Annotated in this window: 18 protein-coding genes and 1 pseudogene; 12 read left to right on the top strand and 7 right to left on the bottom strand. The window is 71.9% G+C overall.

The features are described from left to right. The first annotated feature begins 441 nt into the window (after window positions 1-441). Window positions 442-1,101, top strand: coding sequence for a hypothetical protein (locus ACZ6D7_RS27765; RefSeq protein ID WP_469496196.1), 660 nt, complete (start codon window positions 442-444; stop codon window positions 1,099-1,101). 69 nt (window positions 1,102-1,170) lie between these two features. On the opposite strand, the gene ACZ6D7_RS27760 is transcribed toward ACZ6D7_RS27765, so the two are convergent. The 3 genes from ACZ6D7_RS27760 to ACZ6D7_RS27750 form a co-directional block, all read right to left on the bottom strand. After that, complete coding sequence (locus ACZ6D7_RS27760; protein WP_469496194.1) at window positions 1,171-1,521, bottom strand: hypothetical protein; 351 nt, start codon at window positions 1,519-1,521, stop codon at window positions 1,171-1,173. Between the two features lie 183 nt (window positions 1,522-1,704). Further along, window positions 1,705-2,103, bottom strand: a complete 399-nt coding sequence (locus ACZ6D7_RS27755; RefSeq protein WP_469496216.1) for an ArsR/SmtB family transcription factor — start codon at window positions 2,101-2,103, stop codon at window positions 1,705-1,707. Window positions 2,104-2,309: 206 nt separating this feature from the next. Continuing rightward, window positions 2,310-2,684 (bottom strand): hypothetical protein, encoded by a 375-nt coding sequence (locus ACZ6D7_RS27750; protein ID WP_469496192.1) that lies wholly within the window; start codon window positions 2,682-2,684, stop codon window positions 2,310-2,312. Between the two features lie 246 nt (window positions 2,685-2,930). Between ACZ6D7_RS27750 and ACZ6D7_RS27745 the strand changes: the two genes are divergently transcribed. Continuing rightward, entirely contained in the window at window positions 2,931-3,383 is a 453-nt protein-coding gene (locus ACZ6D7_RS27745) for a flavodoxin family protein (RefSeq protein WP_469496189.1), read from the top strand. An 83-nt stretch (window positions 3,384-3,466) separates the two neighbouring features. Here the strand turns inward: ACZ6D7_RS27745 and ACZ6D7_RS27740 are convergent, their stop codons facing one another. Next, on the bottom strand, window positions 3,467-3,931 hold the full coding sequence (locus ACZ6D7_RS27740; protein WP_469496187.1) for a hypothetical protein: 465 nt from the start codon (window positions 3,929-3,931) through the stop codon (window positions 3,467-3,469). Between the two features lie 530 nt (window positions 3,932-4,461). On the opposite strand from ACZ6D7_RS27740, the gene ACZ6D7_RS27735 reads away from it, so the two are divergent. From ACZ6D7_RS27735 to ACZ6D7_RS27720, 4 genes are all read left to right on the top strand, one after another. Then, the gene (locus tag ACZ6D7_RS27735) at window positions 4,462-6,732 is read left to right on the top strand and encodes a M4 family metallopeptidase (protein ID WP_469496184.1); all 2,271 of its coding nucleotides are present in this window, start codon (window positions 4,462-4,464) and stop codon (window positions 6,730-6,732) included. Between the two features lie 366 nt (window positions 6,733-7,098). Beyond that, on the top strand, window positions 7,099-8,160 hold the full coding sequence (locus ACZ6D7_RS27730) for a FecCD family ABC transporter permease (RefSeq protein ID WP_469496180.1): 1,062 nt from the start codon (window positions 7,099-7,101) through the stop codon (window positions 8,158-8,160). 24 nt (window positions 8,161-8,184) lie between these two features. Next, window positions 8,185-8,943: an ABC transporter ATP-binding protein gene (locus tag ACZ6D7_RS27725; RefSeq protein ID WP_469496177.1), complete on the top strand. Its 759-nt coding sequence runs from the start codon at window positions 8,185-8,187 to the stop codon at window positions 8,941-8,943. 18 nt (window positions 8,944-8,961) lie between these two features. After that, a complete protein-coding gene (locus ACZ6D7_RS27720) occupies window positions 8,962-9,963 on the top strand; it encodes an ABC transporter substrate-binding protein (RefSeq protein WP_469496214.1) in 1,002 nt (333 codons plus the stop codon). 3 nt (window positions 9,964-9,966) lie between these two features. Here ACZ6D7_RS27720 and ACZ6D7_RS27715 read toward each other — a convergent pair whose 3' ends face one another. Beyond that, window positions 9,967-10,674, bottom strand: coding sequence for a hypothetical protein (locus tag ACZ6D7_RS27715; RefSeq protein WP_469496175.1), 708 nt, complete (start codon window positions 10,672-10,674; stop codon window positions 9,967-9,969). 164 nt (window positions 10,675-10,838) lie between these two features. On the opposite strand from ACZ6D7_RS27715, the gene ACZ6D7_RS27710 reads away from it, so the two are divergent. The 4 genes from ACZ6D7_RS27710 (at window position 10,839) to ACZ6D7_RS27695 (ending at window position 13,304) form a co-directional block, all read left to right on the top strand. Next, window positions 10,839-11,111, top strand: a complete 273-nt coding sequence (locus ACZ6D7_RS27710) for a hypothetical protein (RefSeq protein ID WP_469496172.1) — start codon at window positions 10,839-10,841, stop codon at window positions 11,109-11,111. Window positions 11,112-11,303: 192 nt separating this feature from the next. After that, entirely contained in the window at window positions 11,304-12,143 is an 840-nt protein-coding gene (locus ACZ6D7_RS27705) for a chitosanase (protein WP_469496169.1), read from the top strand. A 148-nt stretch (window positions 12,144-12,291) separates the two neighbouring features. Continuing rightward, complete coding sequence (locus ACZ6D7_RS27700; protein WP_469496166.1) at window positions 12,292-12,807, top strand: hypothetical protein; 516 nt, start codon at window positions 12,292-12,294, stop codon at window positions 12,805-12,807. Between the two features lie 65 nt (window positions 12,808-12,872). Next, a complete protein-coding gene (locus ACZ6D7_RS27695) occupies window positions 12,873-13,304 on the top strand; it encodes an ATP-binding protein (RefSeq protein WP_469496163.1) in 432 nt (143 codons plus the stop codon). Between the two features lie 57 nt (window positions 13,305-13,361). Here the strand turns inward: ACZ6D7_RS27695 and ACZ6D7_RS27690 are convergent, their stop codons facing one another. Together ACZ6D7_RS27690 and ACZ6D7_RS27685 are read right to left on the bottom strand one after the other, a co-directional pair. Continuing rightward, window positions 13,362-13,883 carry a molybdenum cofactor biosysynthesis protein gene (locus ACZ6D7_RS27690; protein WP_469496160.1) on the bottom strand — a complete coding sequence of 174 codons (522 nt, stop codon included), beginning with the start codon at window positions 13,881-13,883 and terminating at the stop codon, window positions 13,362-13,364. Between the two features lie 57 nt (window positions 13,884-13,940). Beyond that, window positions 13,941-15,266, bottom strand: a complete 1,326-nt coding sequence (locus ACZ6D7_RS27685) for a lipase family protein (protein ID WP_469496157.1) — start codon at window positions 15,264-15,266, stop codon at window positions 13,941-13,943. Between the two features lie 508 nt (window positions 15,267-15,774). On the opposite strand from ACZ6D7_RS27685, the gene ACZ6D7_RS27680 reads away from it, so the two are divergent. Both ACZ6D7_RS27680 and ACZ6D7_RS27675 read left to right on the top strand, forming a co-directional pair. Then, on the top strand, window positions 15,775-16,416 hold the full coding sequence (locus ACZ6D7_RS27680; protein WP_469496154.1) for a hypothetical protein: 642 nt from the start codon (window positions 15,775-15,777) through the stop codon (window positions 16,414-16,416). A gap of 48 nt (window positions 16,417-16,464) precedes the next feature. Then, window positions 16,465-17,427: pseudogene (locus ACZ6D7_RS27675) on the top strand (helix-turn-helix transcriptional regulator); the annotation flags it as partial. Window positions 17,428-17,563: the final 136 nt, after the last annotated feature.

Raw genomic sequence — 17,563 nt, 5'->3', positions numbered from 1 at the left:
ACCAAGCAGAGCCGCCTCCACAGACCCACCAGCAACACTCCGAGAGACAGAATGAACCAACTCAAAGCACAGCATTCAAGATGAAAACGACCTCTAACTGATCGTTTCAGAATGAGGTTCGCAGGCAGCGGAGGCATATGAGGCTGCAGGCCAGTTCGAGCAGTCCCTGGTGGAGATCGGCGCGCCCGGGGGATCGGGACGTGCCAGGCCGCACACTCCTGGCGGACGTAGGCGCCGTCCTGCTGAGGGGGCGAAGGCCCCACACGCAGGTATGCCGTACCACCCCGCGGCGATCGAGTGACACCGGCTTCGCAGCCGTAATTAAGCCGTCCCCCATCGCGTTCTTGTGTGTGCAGATGTCCCGCCTGAGCGGAGCTCCCCGTCCGTCACGGCCGGAGCCGCATCACGGCAGACCTCCACACCACAAGGAGAAACCCCACCATGGCCATCCACACCTTGAGGCGGCGCTTCGCCGCCCTCGGCACCGTCCTGGGGCTGGGCGTCGCCCTGCTCGCCGTAGGGGTCACCCCCGCCTACGCGCAGGCCCAGCTGGCAATCACGAAGACCCACTCGGGGGACTTCCCCCGGGGCGGGCAGGGGATCTTCACCATCACGGTGACCAACCCCGGCGACCAGGGGACCCACCCTGACGGGACGCGGATGACGGACACGTTCCCCGCAGGGCTCACCGGCACATCGATCGCGATCACCCAGAACACCACCGGCGGCGGGGTTTCGTGTTTTCTCAACAACGCACGCACCAGGGTTGAGTGCGAAACCGACAGCTCCATCGCCGCTGGAGGCGGCTACACGATCGAAGTGCTCATGAGCGTGGCCACGGACGCTCCTTGCACGGTCACCAACACCGCCACCGTGATCGATATCCGAGGCGGCCTCAGCGCCTCAGCGAGTGACACCGTCAACATCCCCGGCCCCAACTGCAACGGCGGGAACGGCGGGAACGGGGGCGGACCGTCCATCCCCCCCATCAGCCTCAGCGGCCTGATCCCGATGTACAACAACATCAACACGAACAACAACATCAACAGCCCCGGCGCCAGCAACACCAACAGCCAGAACTTCCGGGTCAACGCGCCCTGAGAGGCCTCCCGCCCCTGCCTCCACCGCTGGTCGGGGGCAGGATCCGGAGCCTGCTCGGCCGCTACAGCTTCACCGCCAGCGTCCCGGCCGTCGGCGCTCGTCGTCGTCCACTTCGAAGACGGAGGCCTTGCGCTCCTTCGACGTCAGCCCGTCCAGGAAGGCCTGCGCGGCCTTGACGACCTTGTCGGTGGAGACGTCCGTGGAGTGGATCGAGTACAGGTCGTCGACGACCTTGCCGTCGGTGGTGACCCCGACGAAGTCGGCGTACTTGACCTCGTTCGCTCCGGGGCCCATCCCTCCGGCCCCGCCGCCGGGTCCTCCGGAGGGCATGCCGGACGGCATGCCTCCCGGTGCGCCGGAGGACGCGGCGGTGGCGGCGGTGCCGGAGGGGTTCGACGAGCAGCCGGTCATGGTCGCCATCGCGGCGACTCGCCGGCGAGCAGCGCCTTGTTCATGAACCAGCGGCGGCTGCGCTCGGTTTCGGGGGTGCGTGGTCGGTGTCCGTGCATACGGATCAACGTCCACGACGGACCTGAAGCGAACCTGAAGACGGCGGCGGCGAGGCCGGGTGCCCCGCCGGGGGCCGCCGTCAGGAGGGCGTCCTCAGGTCCTGGCCCCGCCGCCCTGTGGCACGGGCAGTTGCGGATCGGGCGACGGTCGATCGGGCGACTGCGGATCGGCCTGGCGCAGCTCGGCGAGCAACTCGTTCTGCCCCGCGAGGAGTTCGGTCAGGATGCGGCGGGCCGCCCGCAGCAGCTGGGCGACATCACCGCCGGCCAGCGCGTAGCTGACCGTCGAGCCCTCCCGGATCGACACCACGATCCCCGACCGGCGCAGCACCGCCAGCTGCTGGGAGAGGCTGGACGGTTCGATCTCGATCTCGGTGAGCAGGTCCCGCACGGCGACGGGGCCGCTCTGGAGCAGTTCGAGGACCCTGATACGGACCGGGTGCCCGAGCATGCGGAAGAATTCGGCCTTGGCCTGGTAGAGGGGGACCTGCATGGTCAATCGCTCGCTCCCTGCCGCGTTCGGTGAGTGGTGCTCGGCTGCGCGGCGGCCCGCCTCCGTACGCCGCCGCGCGCGAGGTCCTGCGTCACGATCCTCGTGGCTGCGGGCTCCGCACACCCCGGTCATGCGTTGATCTGGATGTGTCGAGATGAAGAAATCTGCAAGTCACGGGTGTGCGAAGCCGAGGATCGTCCGGATGTCTACACCTCGAGGTCGGCCTCGATCCGCTTGAGCTGGTGGCGGGCCATGGCCAGATTGGAACGGCCCCGCTCCAGGACGAGGTAGAGGAACAGCCCCGTCCCCTGGCGGCCCTGGACGAGCCGGATGAGGTGGTACTGGCTGCCCAGGGTGATCAGGATGTCCTCGATCTCGCCCTTCAGGCCCAGGTGTTCCATGGTGCGGACCTTGGCGCGGATCACGTCGGTGTTGCCCGCCGCGGCGACCCCCAGATCGAGGTCCTTGCCGCCGCCCATGGTGCCCAGGGCCATCCCGCTGGTGTAGTCCACGACGGCGGCGCCCACCGCCCCCTCCACCGTGGTCATGATCTCCTTGAGGGAGATTTCGACATTCGCCATGGCGCTCCTCCTGTCGGTCGTACGGGCCCGGGTTCCTCCCGCCCCGCTCGTGCCCCGACCGTACGGAGGGCGTCCCGCCAGGGGGCGGTACGCTCCGGGACTGGCCCAGAAGGGTTCGGAATACGAAGATCTCTGCCGTCAATTGACCGCTGTCGTACGGGAGTTGAGCAAATCACCGGGTGGTGCCGGGTTCCGGACGGCGGCGCCGCTTGCGGCGGGGCGGGGGAGCGGGCAGGGTTCGGTTCCGTGGCCACCTTGCTGATCGTCCATCACACCCCCTCGCCGAACTGCCAGGCGCTGTTCGAGGCGGTCGTCTCGGGCGCGACGGCGCCGGAGATCGAGGGCGTCCGCGTCGTACGGCGGGCCGCACTCGCAGCCACCGCCTCCGACGTCCTGGACGCCGACGGCTTCCTGCTCGGCACCCCGGCCAACCTCGGCTACATGTCCGGCGCGCTCAAGCATTTCTTCGACCAGATCTACTACCCGTGCCTCGACACCACCCGAGGCCGCCCGTTCGGCTACTGGGTGCACGGTGGCAACGACGTCACCGGCGCGGTGCGCGCCGTCGAGACCGTCACGACGGGCCTGGGCTGGCGGCGCCCCCCCGATCCCGTCACCGTCACCGGGGAACCGGCCAAGGCGGATGTGGAGGCCTGCTGGGAACTCGGCGCGACCCTGGCCGCGGGCCTGATGGAGTGACCGCCGCCGGGCGCCCGGCGGCCCCGGACCCCCCGCCCCCAGGGGCACGACACGCCCCCCAGGGGGCACGTCAGCGGCGTACGTCAGTTCCACAGGGGGTACGACTCGACCCGCTCGAACTGCTCCGGCCGCTCGCCGAAGTAGGTGAGCGTGATCCGGCTGTAGTGCTCCACCCGCGGGTTCTTCTTCCACGGCTCCGGCCGGTCCAGCCGCACCTCGACGGCGTACGGGTGGAACGTGCCGACCGCGCAGTACGGATCGCAGTCGTTGACCACGTTGACCCCGGTGGCGCGCGCCGACCGCGCACCCCAGCTGTCCCAGTGCAGCGAGACCAGCCGGCTGTTGCCGTCGCCGCAGGCCAGGATGAAGTCCTTCGGCCGGACCTCCGGATGCCAGAAGCAGTCGACGAGGACGGGATCCGGGGCCTTTCGCGCCACCGTCCGCTCCGCCGGCGGCGAGGCGGCGGGGGCCGCCGAGGCCGTGCCGATCGTCGCGGTGAGACCCAGTGCCGCACAGACCATGACCGCTGTTCTCGTCGTGTGTCGCATGTCCGCTCCCGCCCGCCCGTCCCGGGACCCGTCTGCCTCGGATCGCCCGGGGAGGTGCTGTATCGACGCTACGACGGCGGGCGGAAACGGACCACTCGAACGGCGGACGGCCAGGCTCGCGGCCGGGCCGTCCGCCTGGCCGGGCCCGCAGCCCGGCTACGCCGACGGCTCCGGCCGCGCCGGCAGCCTCAGCCACGCCCACGGCCCGGCCACGCCCCACGCTCAAGACCCCGCGCCCTCCCCTTCCACCCCGAGGCCGAAAAGCTGCGCCCGGTGTCCCGAATCCCCAGCCGCCCAAGGTCATTTCCAGCCGTTGTCTTGGCATTCCCATGACAAACCTGTGGGCGCGGTGTCAGGCTGCTCCCCGAAGTTCACCGTTCCTTCACGTGGCTTCACTTCAGTCGCTCACCCCCCACCTCCGTCCACCTCCTTCCACCCGCCTGCCGTGCCGTGTCCGGACCGGCCGCACCCCGTCGGTCCGCCCCACCTCGGCCCGTATCCCGGGCCGACCGTCGCAGAAGGAGATCACGTTGTCCCGGCGACCCCGCCCCGCCCACCGGCGCAGACGCGCCACCGCCCTCGCCCTCACCACCGTCGGCACCCTGCTGGCCTTCGGGGCTCCCACCGGCCTCGCCTCGGCGGCACCCGCCGACCCCGGCCCCGCCACGATCAGCGCCACGCCCCGGGCCGGATCCGCCCCGGTGGCCCTCACGCCCTCGCGCCGCACCTCGCTCCTCAAGAGCGCCCAGGCCGCGTCCGGTGCCACCGCCCAGCGGCTCGGCCTCGGCGGCCAGGAGAAACTCGTCGTCAAGGACGTCGTCCAGGACGCCGACGGCACCACCCACACCCGTTACGAGCGCACCTACGCCGGGCTGCCCGTCCTCGGCGGCGACCTGGTCGTCCACCTCAAGAACGGCCGGACCACCGTGTCCAGGGCCAGTGACGCGCGCCTCGGCGTACCGTCGCTCACCCCGAAGCTCTCCGCGTCGACCGCCGGCGGCAAGGCGCTCGCGGCCGCGAGGAACGCCGAGGTCGCCGACACCGAGACCGAGCGCGCGCCGCGCCTCGTCGTCTGGGCCGGCACGGGCAAGCCGGTCCTCGCCTGGGAGACGGTCGTCGAGGGCGTCCAGGAGGACGGCACCCCGAGCGAACTCCAGGTCGTCACCGACGCGACCAGCGGCAAGCAGATCCTCGCCGCCGAGAAGGTCCACACCGGCAGCGGCACCGGCCAGTACAGCGGCACGGTCCCGCTGGGCTCCACGCTGTCGGGATCGACGTACCAGCTCGCAGACCCGGACCGCGCGAACCAGCGCACCTACGACCTGAACCAGGGCACCTCGGGCACCGGGACCCTCTTCACGGACGACAACGATGTCTGGGGCGACGGCACCCCGGGCAACCGGCAGACCGCCGGTGTCGACGTGGCCTTCGGCGCCGCGGCCACCTGGGACTACTTCAAGGACGTACACGGCCGCAACGGCATCCGCAACGACGGCGTCGCCGCCTACAGCCGCGCCCACTACGGCAACAACTACGTCAACGCCTTCTGGCAGGACAGCTGCTTCTGCATGACGTACGGCGACGGCTCGGCCAACACCCACCCGCTGACCTCGCTCGACGTGGCCGCCCACGAGATGAGCCACGGCGTCACCAGCGCCACCGCCAACCTGACCTACTCGGGTGAGTCCGGCGGTCTCAACGAGGCGACCTCCGACATCTTCGCCGCGGCCGTCGAGTTCGACTCCGGCCTCACCGCCGACGTCCCGGACTACCTCGTCGGCGAGAAGATCGACATCAACGGCAACGGCACGCCGCTGCGCTACATGGACAAGCCCTCCAAGGACGGCTCCTCGCGCGACTACTGGAGCTCCACCCTGGGCAGCATCGACGTCCACTACTCCTCGGGCCCGGCGAACCACTTCTTCTACCTGCTCTCCGAGGGCAGCGGAGCCAAGACCGTCAACGGCGTCGCCTACGACAGCCCGACCTCCGACGGCCAGGCCGTCACCGGCATCGGCATCCAGAACGCCGCCGCGATCTGGTACCGGGCGCTGACGACGTACATGACCTCGTCGACGAACTACGCCGGTGCCCGCACCGCCACCCTGTCGGCCGCCGCCGACCTCTTCGGCGCCTACAGCCCCACCTACCTGGCCGTCGCCGACGCCTGGGCCGGCATCAACGTCGGCAACCGGATAGCCCTCGGCGTCAACCTCGCCCCGATCGCCGACCAGATCAGCGGCATCGGCCAGGCGGTCAGCCTCCAGGTGGACGCGTACACCACCAACACCGGCGCCGGCCTCACCTACGAGGCGACCGGACTGCCCGACGGTCTGAGCATCAGCCCGAGCGGTCTGATCACCGGCACACCGACCACCCTCGGCACCGGCGACGTCACGATCAAGGTCACCGACAGCACCGGGGCGTCCGTCTCGGACACCTTCGGCTGGCGGATCGCGTACGTCTACGCCAACTCCGCCCGCGTCGACATCCCCGACAACGGGGCCGCCGTGGAGTCCCCGGTCACCATCGAGGGCCGCGACGGCAACGCCTCCGCCACCGCCTCGGTCTACGTCAACATCGTCCACACCTACCGCGGTGACCTGACCGTCGACCTCGTCGGCCCGAACGGCACCGTCTACTCCCTGCTCAACCGCAGCGGCGGCTCCGCCGACAACGTCGACCAGACCTTCACGGTCGACGCCTCGGCCCAGCCGCTCAACGGCACCTGGAAGCTCCGCGTCCAGGACCGCGCGTCCATCGACGTGGGCTACATCCAGCGCTGGCAGCTGACTCCCTGATCCGCCGACCGCTTGTCCTTCCGGCTCCCTGACCTTCTGAGTCCCTGTCAGGAGAGCGCCGTACCACCGCCGCCCGGGCCCCGAGGGTCCGGGCGGCGGTGTGCCCCCCGCGCCGAGAGCCGGTATCCGGGTTTGTTAGGCTCCCCGGGCCCCCCGCGGGGGAAGTCCGGTGAGAGTCCGGCGCTGACCCGCAACGGTGTGCGCGGCGACCCCAGGGTCCGCCGCGTGAGCCCGATCGCCCACGGTGGGTACGCGACCCGTTGACCGCTCGCCGTGGACTGCGAGAAGGGGGACCGCACGGCCGGCGGGCCGTCCGGGCCGTCTCCGTGCTCCTCAGGCGGCCCCAGCCGAAGGACCGCCCCGCCCGTGCGCCGACCACCGACGGCGAGCCCCAGCCGTACGCCTCTCGCCCCCGTCGCCGCCGGACTCGGCCTGCTCCTGCTCGTCTCCCTGCTGTGCGGCGTGGCCCTCGGGGCCGCGGGCGTCGGCGCGGCCGACGTGTTCCGCTTCCTGTGGGCCGGACTCACCGGCGGCACCGTGTCCGCCGCGGACGGCGCCGCGTACACCATCGTCTGGGAGATCCGGCTGCCGCGCGTCGTGCTCGGGGCCGTGGTCGGCGCGGGGCTCGCCTCGGTCGGGGTGGCCGTGCAGGCCATGGTCCGCAACGCGCTCGCCGACCCGTTCGTCCTCGGCATCTCCTCGGGCGCGGCGGTCGGCGCCAACGCCGTCATCCTGATGGGCGCGTTCGCCGGCCTCGGCGTGTGGGCCCTGTCGGTGTCCGCGTTCGGCTCGGCCCTCGCCGCCATGGCCCTGGTCTACGCCGCCGCCCGCTCGCCGCAGGGCCTCACCCCGCTGCGGCTGATCCTGACGGGCACGGCCCTGGCGTACGGCTTCGAGGCCGTGACCACCGTGATGGTGTTCGGCGCGGCCCGGGGCGAGGCGGCCCGCTCCGCGATGATGTGGCTGCTGGGCAGCCTCGGCGGGGCCACCTGGGCCCAGGTGCCGATCGCTGCCGTCACCGTCGCCCTCGGCTGGGCCTGGCTGCGTCGGCGGGCGGAGGCGCTCAACGCGCTCGCCATGGGCGACGAGACCGCTGCCGCCCTCGGCGTCCCACCGGCCGTGCTGCGCCGGGAGCTGTTCCTCGTCACCGCCGCCGTGACGGGCACCGTCGTCGCGGTCAGCGGAGCCATCGGGTTCGTCGGGCTGATGGTGCCCCACCTGGTGCGCATGGTGGCCGGCGCCGACCACCGCCGGGTGCTGGTCCTGGCCCCGCTCGCCGGGGCCGTTTTGCTGGTCTGGGCCGACCTGCTCTCCCGGCTCCTGCTCGCCCCGGCCGAGCTGCCCGTCGGGGTGATCACCGCCGTGGTGGGCGTCCCGGCCTTCCTGCTGCTCATGCGGCGCGCCAACCGGCCGCTCGGAGGCCGCTGACGATGACCCGTCCCGGAGGACACCATGCGTCTTGACCTCGACGGTGTGACGGTCGAAGCGGCCGGTGCCCGGATCGTCGACGACATCCGGCTGACCGTGCCCGACGGGCGGTTCGTCGGACTCGTCGGCCCCAACGGCAGCGGCAAGTCCACCCTCCTGCGCTGCGTCTACCGCGCCCTGCGCCCCGCCGCGGGCACGATCCGGCTCGACGGCGACGACCTGCACGCCCTGCCGCCCCTGGCCGCCGCGCGCGTTCTCGCGGCCCTCCCGCAGGAGTCCTCCGCCGAGTTCGACTTCACCGTCGCCGAGGTCGTCGCCATGGGACGGCTGCCCCACCGCGACCGCACCGCCCGGTCCGACGACGAGATCTGCGCCCGGGCCATGGACAGCACCGGCGTCACCCACCTCGCCGACCGCGGCTACCTCGCCCTGTCCGGCGGCGAGCGGCAACGGGTGCTCATCGCCCGCGCGTTGGCCCAGCGGCCGCGCGTGCTCGTCCTCGACGAACCCACCAACCACCTCGACATCTCCCACCAGTTGGAGATCCTCTCCCTGGTCCGGCGCAGCGGACCGACCGCGCTCGCCGCGCTGCACGACCTCAACCTCGCCGCCGCCCACTGCGATCTGCTGTACGTCATCGCCGACGGCCGGATCGTCGCCACCGGCACCCCGTACGACGTGCTCCGTCCGGACCTGCTCGCCGAGGTGTTCGGCGTCCGGGCCCATCCCGTACGCCATCCCGTCACCGGCACCGTCCAGCTCCTCTTCGACCTGCTCCCGTAAGGATCCCCCGTGCCCACCCTGCGTCCCCTCGTCCCGGCCGCCGCCCTCGCCCTCGCCTTCACGGCCACCGGCTGTGGCGCCACCGTCGAGACGTCCCCGACCGCCGACGCGAAGCCCGTCACCCTCACCAACTGCGGCCGGAAGGTCACCTACGACAAGGTCCCCGAGCGCGTGGTCACCAACGACGTCGGCATCACCGAGCTGATGTTCGCGCTCGGCCTGGAGGACCGCATGGCCGGCTTCGCCATGCCCGACGACAAGGGCGACCTGACCGGCGTCCCCTGGAAGGACGGCTACGACAAGGTGACCTGGCTGTCGAAGGACCAGCTCACCAAGGAGAACGTCCTCGACGCCCGTGCCGACCTGGTCTTCGCCGGCTGGAACTACGGCTTCCGCGAGGACAGCGGTTTCACCCCCGACGCCCTGGAGAAGCTCGGCATCCCGTCGTACGTCCTCACCGAGTCCTGCCACAACGGCCGCACCGACACCTCGCGCGGCATCATGCCGCCCCTCGACGCCCTCTACGCCGACCTCACCAACCTCGGCAAGCTGTTCGGCGTCGAGCGGCGGGCGGCCGCGCTCGTCGCCGACTTCAAGAAGCAGGTGGCCGACGTCCGGGCCGAGAACCCCGCCGCCGCGGACCGGCCCAAGGTCTTCCTCTACGACAGCGGCCAGGACCAGCCCTTCACCTCCGGCCGCTTCGCCGCCCCCGACCAGATCATCGGCGAGGCCGGCGGTACCAACGTCATGCACGACGTGCGGGACTCCTGGACGACCGTCGGCTGGGAGAGCGTCGTCGAACGCGACCCGGACGTCATCGTGATCTGCGACTACGGGGACGTGAGCGCCGAGCGGAAGAAGGACTTCCTGCTCTCCTACGCCCCCCTGCGCAACGTGTCCGCCGTCAAGCACCGCAGGATCTTCGTCCTCGACTACGTCGACCTGGTCGAGAGCCCCCGCAACCCGGCGGCGATCGCCCGCCTCGCCGCCTACCTGCGGACCGTGCCGCGGTCCGGCTGAGACTCAGCTCCGCCGGGGCTCGGGAGCCGCGCCGGCCACGAGCTGCGCCAGCGACGTCCCCCGCGCCCACAGCCGCAGCCGGGGCCCGTCGATCAGGAACGTCCGGCCCTCGCGCGCGGCCCACACCTCGTCGCGGTGGGTGAACGTGCCCCGGTGGACGACGAGCCGCAGCGGGGGACCGGACCGCGCCCGCACCCGCGGCCGCCGGCAGGAACAGGCCGCCTCCTCGTCCGGCAGCGGCTCGGCCACCGGCCGGAACGCCACGTCGAGCAGCCGCCCCCGGCCGTCCCGGGCGAAGAGATGGAAGGTGTCGTGCCGGGGCGGCGGCAGCACCCGCCAGCCGTCCCGCCGCAGCATCCGGGCCACCGCGACCACCAGCTCCGCCATGTCCAGCTCCGCCAGTTCCTCGTGCGTGTAGTGCCCGCCGCGCCGCCGGGCGGGCGACCGGGACCGCCGGCCCGCCACGACGGCGACGACGGCGAGCGCCACGACGACCAGGGCACACGCCCGGCCACCGAAAGCACGGGCGACGAATACCAGCCCCACGACCGCGCCGCACCCGGCCACCACCAGCAGGACGAGCGCGGGCAGCACCTCGAACAGCCGGGGCCCGTCCCGTCCCGCCGCCCGTAATGCGCCCACGGTCCGCTTCCGGCGGGCCCGCGCCGACTCGCCCTCCCGTGCCCGCGCCCGCTTGCGTATGTCTGCCATCCGGGTCGGCCCCCCACCCCCGTACACGTGATGTGCGTGTAGGAACGGAATACCCGCTGCGGCGCGCGGAATTCGGCAAACGCCTCCGCGCGCCCCCTCGTGGGCACGGCCCGCCGCTCCCGCGCCGGGCGCCGTTGTCAGTGGTGGATGCGAAGCTGCTGGTCATGGACGAGGCTGAGTTCTTGCGGGGCCGGGTCTACGGCGCCGATCACGACGACGCGGGACCCCGCCCGGACCGCGCGTACGCCGAACTGGTGGGCGGCCCGCTGGACGGTCTGCTCCTGGACGTCACGGGCCTGGCCGAGCACGACCTGCGCGAGGTGGCGCTGACGACGGAGATAGGCCGCTACGGCCCCGGCGGGCGCTCGGTGTACGTCCGGCGCGATGCCGACGGCCGCCGGTTCGACTGGCGGGGGGACACACCGGGCGCGCCCTGACGCGCCCTGGCCTGGCGGGAGCGCGGGGACGTTCGTTCGATCGTACGAACCTGTCGTCGATGGGTTACTTCTGCGTCGCGTACTTGATAGGAAACTTTCCTGTCAGTCGTAGTTCGGTTCCGTAACTCGGTTCCGCAGCTCAGTTCCGCGGCACAGAGACACCCCACCCCCCACTCCTCACCTGGAGCCACTGTGGTGCACGTATTCCGGTCGGCGGACGGTCTCGCCCGTACCTCCCGCCGTACGTTCCTCACCCTCACCGGCGCCCTGGCGGTCGTCCCGCTCCTCGACGCCTCCCACGCGACGGCCGCCCCCGCCGCCGTCCGCGGGCTCGACGACCCGGCGAAGAAGGAGATCGCCATGAAGCTGGTGTCGAGCGCGGAGAACTCCTCGCTCGACTGGAAGGCCCAGTACCAGTACATCGAGGACATCGGCGACGGCCGCGGCTACACCGCCGGCATCATCGGCTTCTGTTCCGGCACCGGCGACATGCTCGACCTCGTCGAGCTCTACGCCGACCGCAAGCCCGGCAACGTCCTCGCCAGGTACCTGCCCGCCCTCCGGGCCGTCGACGGCACCGACTCCCACGCCGGACTCGACCCGAACTTCCCCAGGGACTGGCGCAGGGCCGCCCAGGACACCGCGTTCAAGCAGGCGCAGAACGACGAACGCGACCGCGTCTACTTCAACCCGGCCGTCCGTCAGGGCAAGACCGACGGACTGCGCACCCTGGGCCAGTTCATCTACTACGACGCCATCGTCATGCACGGCGACGGCACCGACCCCACCAGCTTCCGCAACATCCGCAAGCGCGCCCTGAACAGGGCGAAGCCACCGGCCCAGGGCGGCAATGAGACGACGTACCTGAACGCCTTCCTGGACGCGCGCGTCTGGGCGATGAAGCAGGAGGAGGCCCACAGCGACACCAGCCGGGTCGACACCGCCCAGCGCGTCTTCCTCCGCAACGGCAACCTCGACCTCGACCCACCGCTGGACTGGAAGGTCTACGGCGACAGCTATCACCTGGACTGAGCGGCCGGTCCCCCTCGGTCGAGCGGCCGGGCGGGTCACTGTGACGCGCCTGTGACGCCGATTGTGACCTCCGTCACGGCTGGGGTGCCCCCTTCCGTCCAAGATCGACGATTACCGTCCGGTCCACGACAGAAGGCGAGCCCCAGCCGTGTTGGTTCTCCTGGCGATGGTGACGCTGCTCGCGAGCCCCGTGTGGTGCGTCGCGATCTTCGTCAAGTTGGTCTTCCTCGCTCTGCCGGGCCGACGCCCCGACCGGGCGGCGCACACCCTGCGCTGGTTCGCGTGGATGCTCGCCGCTGGGGCGCTCGGCCTCTACCTCGTCGCAGCCGGGGCGGTGCAGCTCTCCGTCCACGAGTCCCAGTCCGGCGCGAACTCCTCTCCGGCTCCCGCCTGCCGTGACGGCTTCGCGCGGGACACCGTCGAGGGCCTCGTCGGCCACCAGGCCTCCTATCTGCCGCCGCGCTTCGACTGCGTACGCGACGACGGCACCACATACCCGAGCAGCGGCGGCTACGCATGGTGGAACCAGCTCACCGTCGGGTTCGCCGTCGTTGCCGCCGTGACGGCGATCGCGGCCTGGTACGTGCGGGCCCACCCGCGGTCGGGGCAGGCCCCGGACCGCCGTCCGAGCGACGAGCCCGTGAGCGGCGCGCCCGGGGCGTAGTGGTCCGGTTCGTGGGTAGTCGCACCGATATGAACGGGGAAGTGAACGCCCAGAGGAGCGGGGAAATGAGGACGGTTCGAAGAGAACCGGTTCCGGTCACGGGAGCGACCGTCGAGACGACGGTGGCCCTGGACGGCGAGGACGGCTGCACAGCCCGCGCGCGAAGTCTCACGAGGGACTTCCTCACCGGCGTCCGACGAGGGGACGGACGGTCGGTACCGGCCCGGACCGTGGACCTCTCCCGGCTGGTGGTGAGCGAACTGGTGACCAACGCCCTCCAGCACGCCCCCGGCCCGGTCCTGCTCCGGCTGCGCGTCGCCGGCCCCCCCGTGGAGATCGTGGTGTGGGACAGGGACCCGGTCCTGCCACTGCCCTGCGCGCCGGATCCGACGCGGGTGGGTCGGCACGGCCTGGAGATCGTGAGGGCCGTGGCGGACGAGTTCGACGCCGTACGGGAAGCCGTCGGCAAACGGGTCGTCGCCCGCCTCGGCCTGTGACGTCTCCGGTGCTCTCGACGAGATCTCCGGTGCTCTCTACGAGACCTTCCGCGCTCGCTACGAGGTCTCCCGCGCCGGGGCCTCCGGCGCCTCGACGACGGCGAACGTCGCCCGCCCCACGGAGAGGACTCCGTCCGACAGCGGGGTGCACCGTACGCCGCCCTTCCCGCGCAGGGCACGCTGCGCCCCCGGTCCGACGGTGACGTCCATCCATGCGCAGGGCCGCGCCGGGCGGTTCACCGCGAACGCGACCGGACCGGACCCGCTGTCCAGCACGATCGTCGAGCCGACCAGGGAGTCGACGTCGACGCCCCGCAGCAGGATGTTCCGGCGGGTCTGCCCCAGTCCGGCCGAGGCGTTGACGTGCCGGGGCAGGTTCTCCTCGGACATGAGGGTCACGGCGGCGTTCCGGTGCGCCGGGCGGCCGAAGTAGCGGTCACCGACCAGCCCCAGACCGGCCCGCACCTCCACCTGTCGCACCAGTTCGTCGTCCGGACCCGCCGACGGGCCGTCCGCGGGCCGTCCGGCGAACCGGTGCGACGGCGACACCAGCAGCTGCACCACTTCCACGTCGGTCATGGTGTCCACGGTACGGCCGCCGCCGCGCGCTTCCGGTCGCCTCAAAGCATCAAGGCCTCAGGGCCGCAGGGGCAGGGTGGCGCACGTGGAGCCGGCCGGCTTGCCGGAGAGCCGGTCGGTCAGCCAGGAGATCGCGTCGCCCTGGTCGGTGAGCAGTGGCACGAAGTGGTTGATCAGCGCACGGCCGACACTCGGCAGGATCACCGGCTTGTACGTCACGGCCGCGCCCTTCGCGCACCAGGCGACCGCCAGCGCCCGTGCCTGCGCGTGGGGCACGAGGTCGTCGGCGGTGCCGGTCGCCAGCCGCACCGGCGACGCGGGCGCGATCGTCCCGATGAGCTGGTCGTCCAGGAACGCCTTCAGCGCAGGTTCCGACGCGACGATGTCGCTGATGGACCGCCCGTCCTTGGTCCAAGACGTGCTGCGCGCCGAGTTGTAGGCGAGCAGCGCGTCGCCCACGCACGTCGTGGACAGATCCTTGAGCGCCGCCTTGCCGGCCGCGTTGAGGTGCGCGTCGGCGATCGGTTCCAGCGCCGGGTCGGACTGGAGGAAGCCGTTGACCGACCAGCCCAGCGCCCCGGCCAGGTCGCTTCCGTCGATGGCCCGGGTGACGGCGGACAGGTCGGCGGGCGGCGCCCCGGCGTAGGTCCCCGCGAGGGTGAGGTCGGGGGCGTAGGACGGCTGGAGTTCAGCCGCGGCGGCCGTGGCCCCGCCGCCCTGGCTGTAGCCGAACAGCGCCACCCGGGAGGCCGCCGTCAGCGACGTGCCTGCCAGGGAGCGGGCGGCGCGTACGGCGTCCAGCACGGCGTGGGCCTCGTCGACCCGGTTGACGTAGGTGTGCAGCCGGTCCGTCGCGCCCAGTCCGGCGTAGTCGGTGACGACGACGGCGATGCCCCGGGCGAGCATGCGGTAGATCGCCAGGGTATCGTAACCGACGGACAGCGTCTGGCCGTTGACGATGAGCGGGTGTTCCAGGCCGAGGGACGCCGCGCACTGGTCGCCCTGGCCCATGGTGCCGGGCGCCACGGCGATCAGCGGCCGTGCCCCGGCGCCCTTCCAGGCGGCCGTGGGTTCGAGGTAGGCGCCGGTGACCGCCATGGGCCGGCCGGTGGAGTCCGTGGACTTGTACATCAGGCGGGTCGCTCTGCCGGGGAGCGGGCCGTCGATACCGGGCAGGCTCAGCGCGAGGGGGAGCGGTTCGCTGCGGACCAGGGCACCGTCGGCCGCCGGGAGCGTGGCCGGCGGGTTGTAGAACGTGGGGATGGTGACGCCGCGGGAGACCACGGCGTCCGTCTGCGGGGCCGCGTCGGCGGGGACGGCGGCGGTTCCGAGGCAGGCGGCCGCGGTGACGGCTGCGGCCAGCAGGCGGGTGGGGGCGGGCATGGCGGACCTCCGGAGAAGGGGGAGGCCGAGCCTTCGTCTGCGGCTCGGGTGGGGTGCGAGCGGGACGGGGCCGCAGTCGCCCACCGCTGCCCCGTACCGCTCTTAGACGAACTGTCAGGACGGTAGCGAGCACTGGGTTACCTCGGGTAGCGCCGGGAAGGTTACGGTTCAGTAATATGCGGGCGGGTGGGCGGACGCGCGGGGCCGCGGTCGGGGGAGGCGGAGGCGGAGGCGCCGCCAAGGGGTGCGCGAGGTGGCGCCGCGAAGGGGTGCGCGAGGTGGCGCCGCGAAGGGGTGTGTGAGGCGGTGGCACCAAGGAGCGCGCGGGGCGCCGGTGCCGCGCTCCCCGTCACGCGCGCCCCCGCCCCGGCGATCACTCCGGAGCAACAGGCGGCTGCAAACGGCCCATTGGCGAAGATTTCCGACAAGACGAGATCACGGCGTTTCGCCGCCACTAGCGTGCTCCTCCTGTCGCACAGCCCCGTCGGCCACAGAAGGCAGTTCCGTCATGCACATCGACCGCACGCGCGCCGCCCGAGCCGGCGACCACACCGCGCAGAACAACACCCACCTGCCGCCCCCGCCCGGCAGCCACGACTCCACGTCCCAGTCGGTGACCGCGGGCGACAACGCCCGGATCACCCAGAAGAACACCCAGGTGAAGTTCTCCATCCCCGTCGTCGGCCCCCTGCTGACCCTGGCCTGGGCCCACCCGCTGCTCGCCGGCGCCGTGGCCGTGGCGCTCGTCGGGGGCGGCGGGGCGGCGATCGCGGCCCTCCCCGACTCCACGTCCTCGCCGTCGACCGAACTGGTCCGCGGCTTCGTCATGAAGGCGGACAGTGAGAAGGCGCCCACGGGCTACGACTTCACACACACCCCGCCGCAGGTGGCCGACGCCGGCACCGACGCCCTGTACGTCCAGGGCAACTCCCTCTACTCCACCAGCGGCAAGATGACCCTGATGGCCTCGTCCGAGGCCCCCACGGCGGAGGGGTGCCGCGACGCCGTCACCCAGAGCCCGAAGCGCCAGATCTACATCAACGTCTCGTCCCTGGTGTGCTACGTGGACCGCAACGGCGACCCCGGCTACATCTCGGTCACCGCCTCCGACGTCGACTCCGTCACCGTCGACACCGCCCACCTGCGCTGACCGACCGGCCCCAACACGTCCGTACCACCGGTGTGGTTGACTACGGACGTGCTGCACGAGTCGGTCTTCCGGACCACGGACCTGCCGGCGGGCGACCGGTTCGAGGCATGGGTGCAGCGCATGGGCGGCACCCACGCGCCCATGCAGCTCAGCAGTAGCCACATCGCGGACTACCACGGCCACCAGCGCGTCATCGAGCTGGGCGACGTGACGGTGTGGCCCGCGACCTTCGACCCCCTGGTCTTCCGCCGTACGGCGAAACTGGTCCGCCAGTCCGATCCCGAGGTCTACCACCTGTCCCTCCTCCTGAAGGGGGAGGGAGCGGCCGACTGGGGCCGGGAGCGCGCGGCCTACCGGATCAACGAGTTCCACACCAACTCCTCCTCGCGCTGCTGGGATGTCGTCACCGGCGCCGACCCGGTCACCATCGTCGGCCTCGAGATACCCCGGTCCCTCGTGGCCGTCCCCGGACACCGCTTCGACCGGGTCATAGGGCGCATGGTCTCGGGCCGCGAGGGCATGGGGGCGCTGCTCGCCCAGTTCCTCCTCCAACTGGTGGCGGACACCTCCCCGTACCACCCCTCGGACGCGCCCCGGCTGGGCGCGGTGGCCACGGACCTGGTCACGGCGGTCCTCGCACACGCCCTGGACAGCGACCTCCGGCTGCCCCCGGAGCTCCACGGCCGGACCCTCACCCTCGAGATCAAGTCCTTCGTCCGCCGCCATCTCGCCGACCCGGACCTGACCCCCGCCACCATCGCCGCCGCCAACCACGTCTCCCGCAGCTACCTCTACCGTCTCTTCCAGGCCGAAGGGCTCGGCGTCGCCTCGTACATCCGCGACCAGCGGCTGGAGCACGCCCGCCGCGACCTCGTCGACCCCCGGCTGCGCGCCCTGCCGGTCCACGCCGTCGCCGCCCGCTGGGGCTTTCCCCGCGCCGCCGAGTTCACCCGGGCCTTCCGTACCGCCTACGGCCTCCCGCCCACCGCCGTACGCGAACAGGCCCTGACCGCGACGTACGACGACACCCCCGGCACCACCCCCGGGGCCACGACCACCAGCGCCACCCCCGGCACCTTCACCGCAACCGGCTCCGAAGTCGGCGCCACCACTGGCACCCTCACCGCAACCGGCTCCGAACCCGAAA

The sequence above is a fragment of the Streptomyces sp. NPDC041784 genome (assembly GCF_055591025.1).
This window is presented reverse-complemented; position numbering and strand designations above follow the sequence as displayed.

Excerpts from the sequence above, each read along its gene's own strand:
- ACZ6D7_RS27680 (WP_469496154.1), top strand. The coding sequence starts at position 15,775 with ATGCACATCGACCGCACGCGCGCCGCCCGAGCCGGCGACCACACCGCG.
- ACZ6D7_RS27690 (WP_469496160.1), bottom strand. The coding sequence starts at position 13,883 with ATGACCGACGTGGAAGTGGTGCAGCTGCTGGTGTCGCCGTCGCACCGG.
- ACZ6D7_RS27750 (WP_469496192.1), bottom strand. The coding sequence starts at position 2,684 with ATGGCGAATGTCGAAATCTCCCTCAAGGAGATCATGACCACGGTGGAG.
- ACZ6D7_RS27760 (WP_469496194.1), bottom strand. The coding sequence starts at position 1,521 with ATGGCGACCATGACCGGCTGCTCGTCGAACCCCTCCGGCACCGCCGCC.
- ACZ6D7_RS27755 (WP_469496216.1), bottom strand. The coding sequence starts at position 2,103 with ATGCAGGTCCCCCTCTACCAGGCCAAGGCCGAATTCTTCCGCATGCTC.
- ACZ6D7_RS27725 (WP_469496177.1), top strand. The coding sequence starts at position 8,185 with ATGCGTCTTGACCTCGACGGTGTGACGGTCGAAGCGGCCGGTGCCCGG.
- ACZ6D7_RS27695 (WP_469496163.1), top strand. The coding sequence starts at position 12,873 with ATGAGGACGGTTCGAAGAGAACCGGTTCCGGTCACGGGAGCGACCGTC.
- ACZ6D7_RS27710 (WP_469496172.1), top strand. The coding sequence starts at position 10,839 with ATGGACGAGGCTGAGTTCTTGCGGGGCCGGGTCTACGGCGCCGATCAC.
- ACZ6D7_RS27765 (WP_469496196.1), top strand. The coding sequence starts at position 442 with ATGGCCATCCACACCTTGAGGCGGCGCTTCGCCGCCCTCGGCACCGTC.
- ACZ6D7_RS27685 (WP_469496157.1), bottom strand. The coding sequence starts at position 15,266 with ATGCCCGCCCCCACCCGCCTGCTGGCCGCAGCCGTCACCGCGGCCGCC.
- ACZ6D7_RS27715 (WP_469496175.1), bottom strand. The coding sequence starts at position 10,674 with ATGGCAGACATACGCAAGCGGGCGCGGGCACGGGAGGGCGAGTCGGCG.
- ACZ6D7_RS27740 (WP_469496187.1), bottom strand. The coding sequence starts at position 3,931 with ATGCGACACACGACGAGAACAGCGGTCATGGTCTGTGCGGCACTGGGT.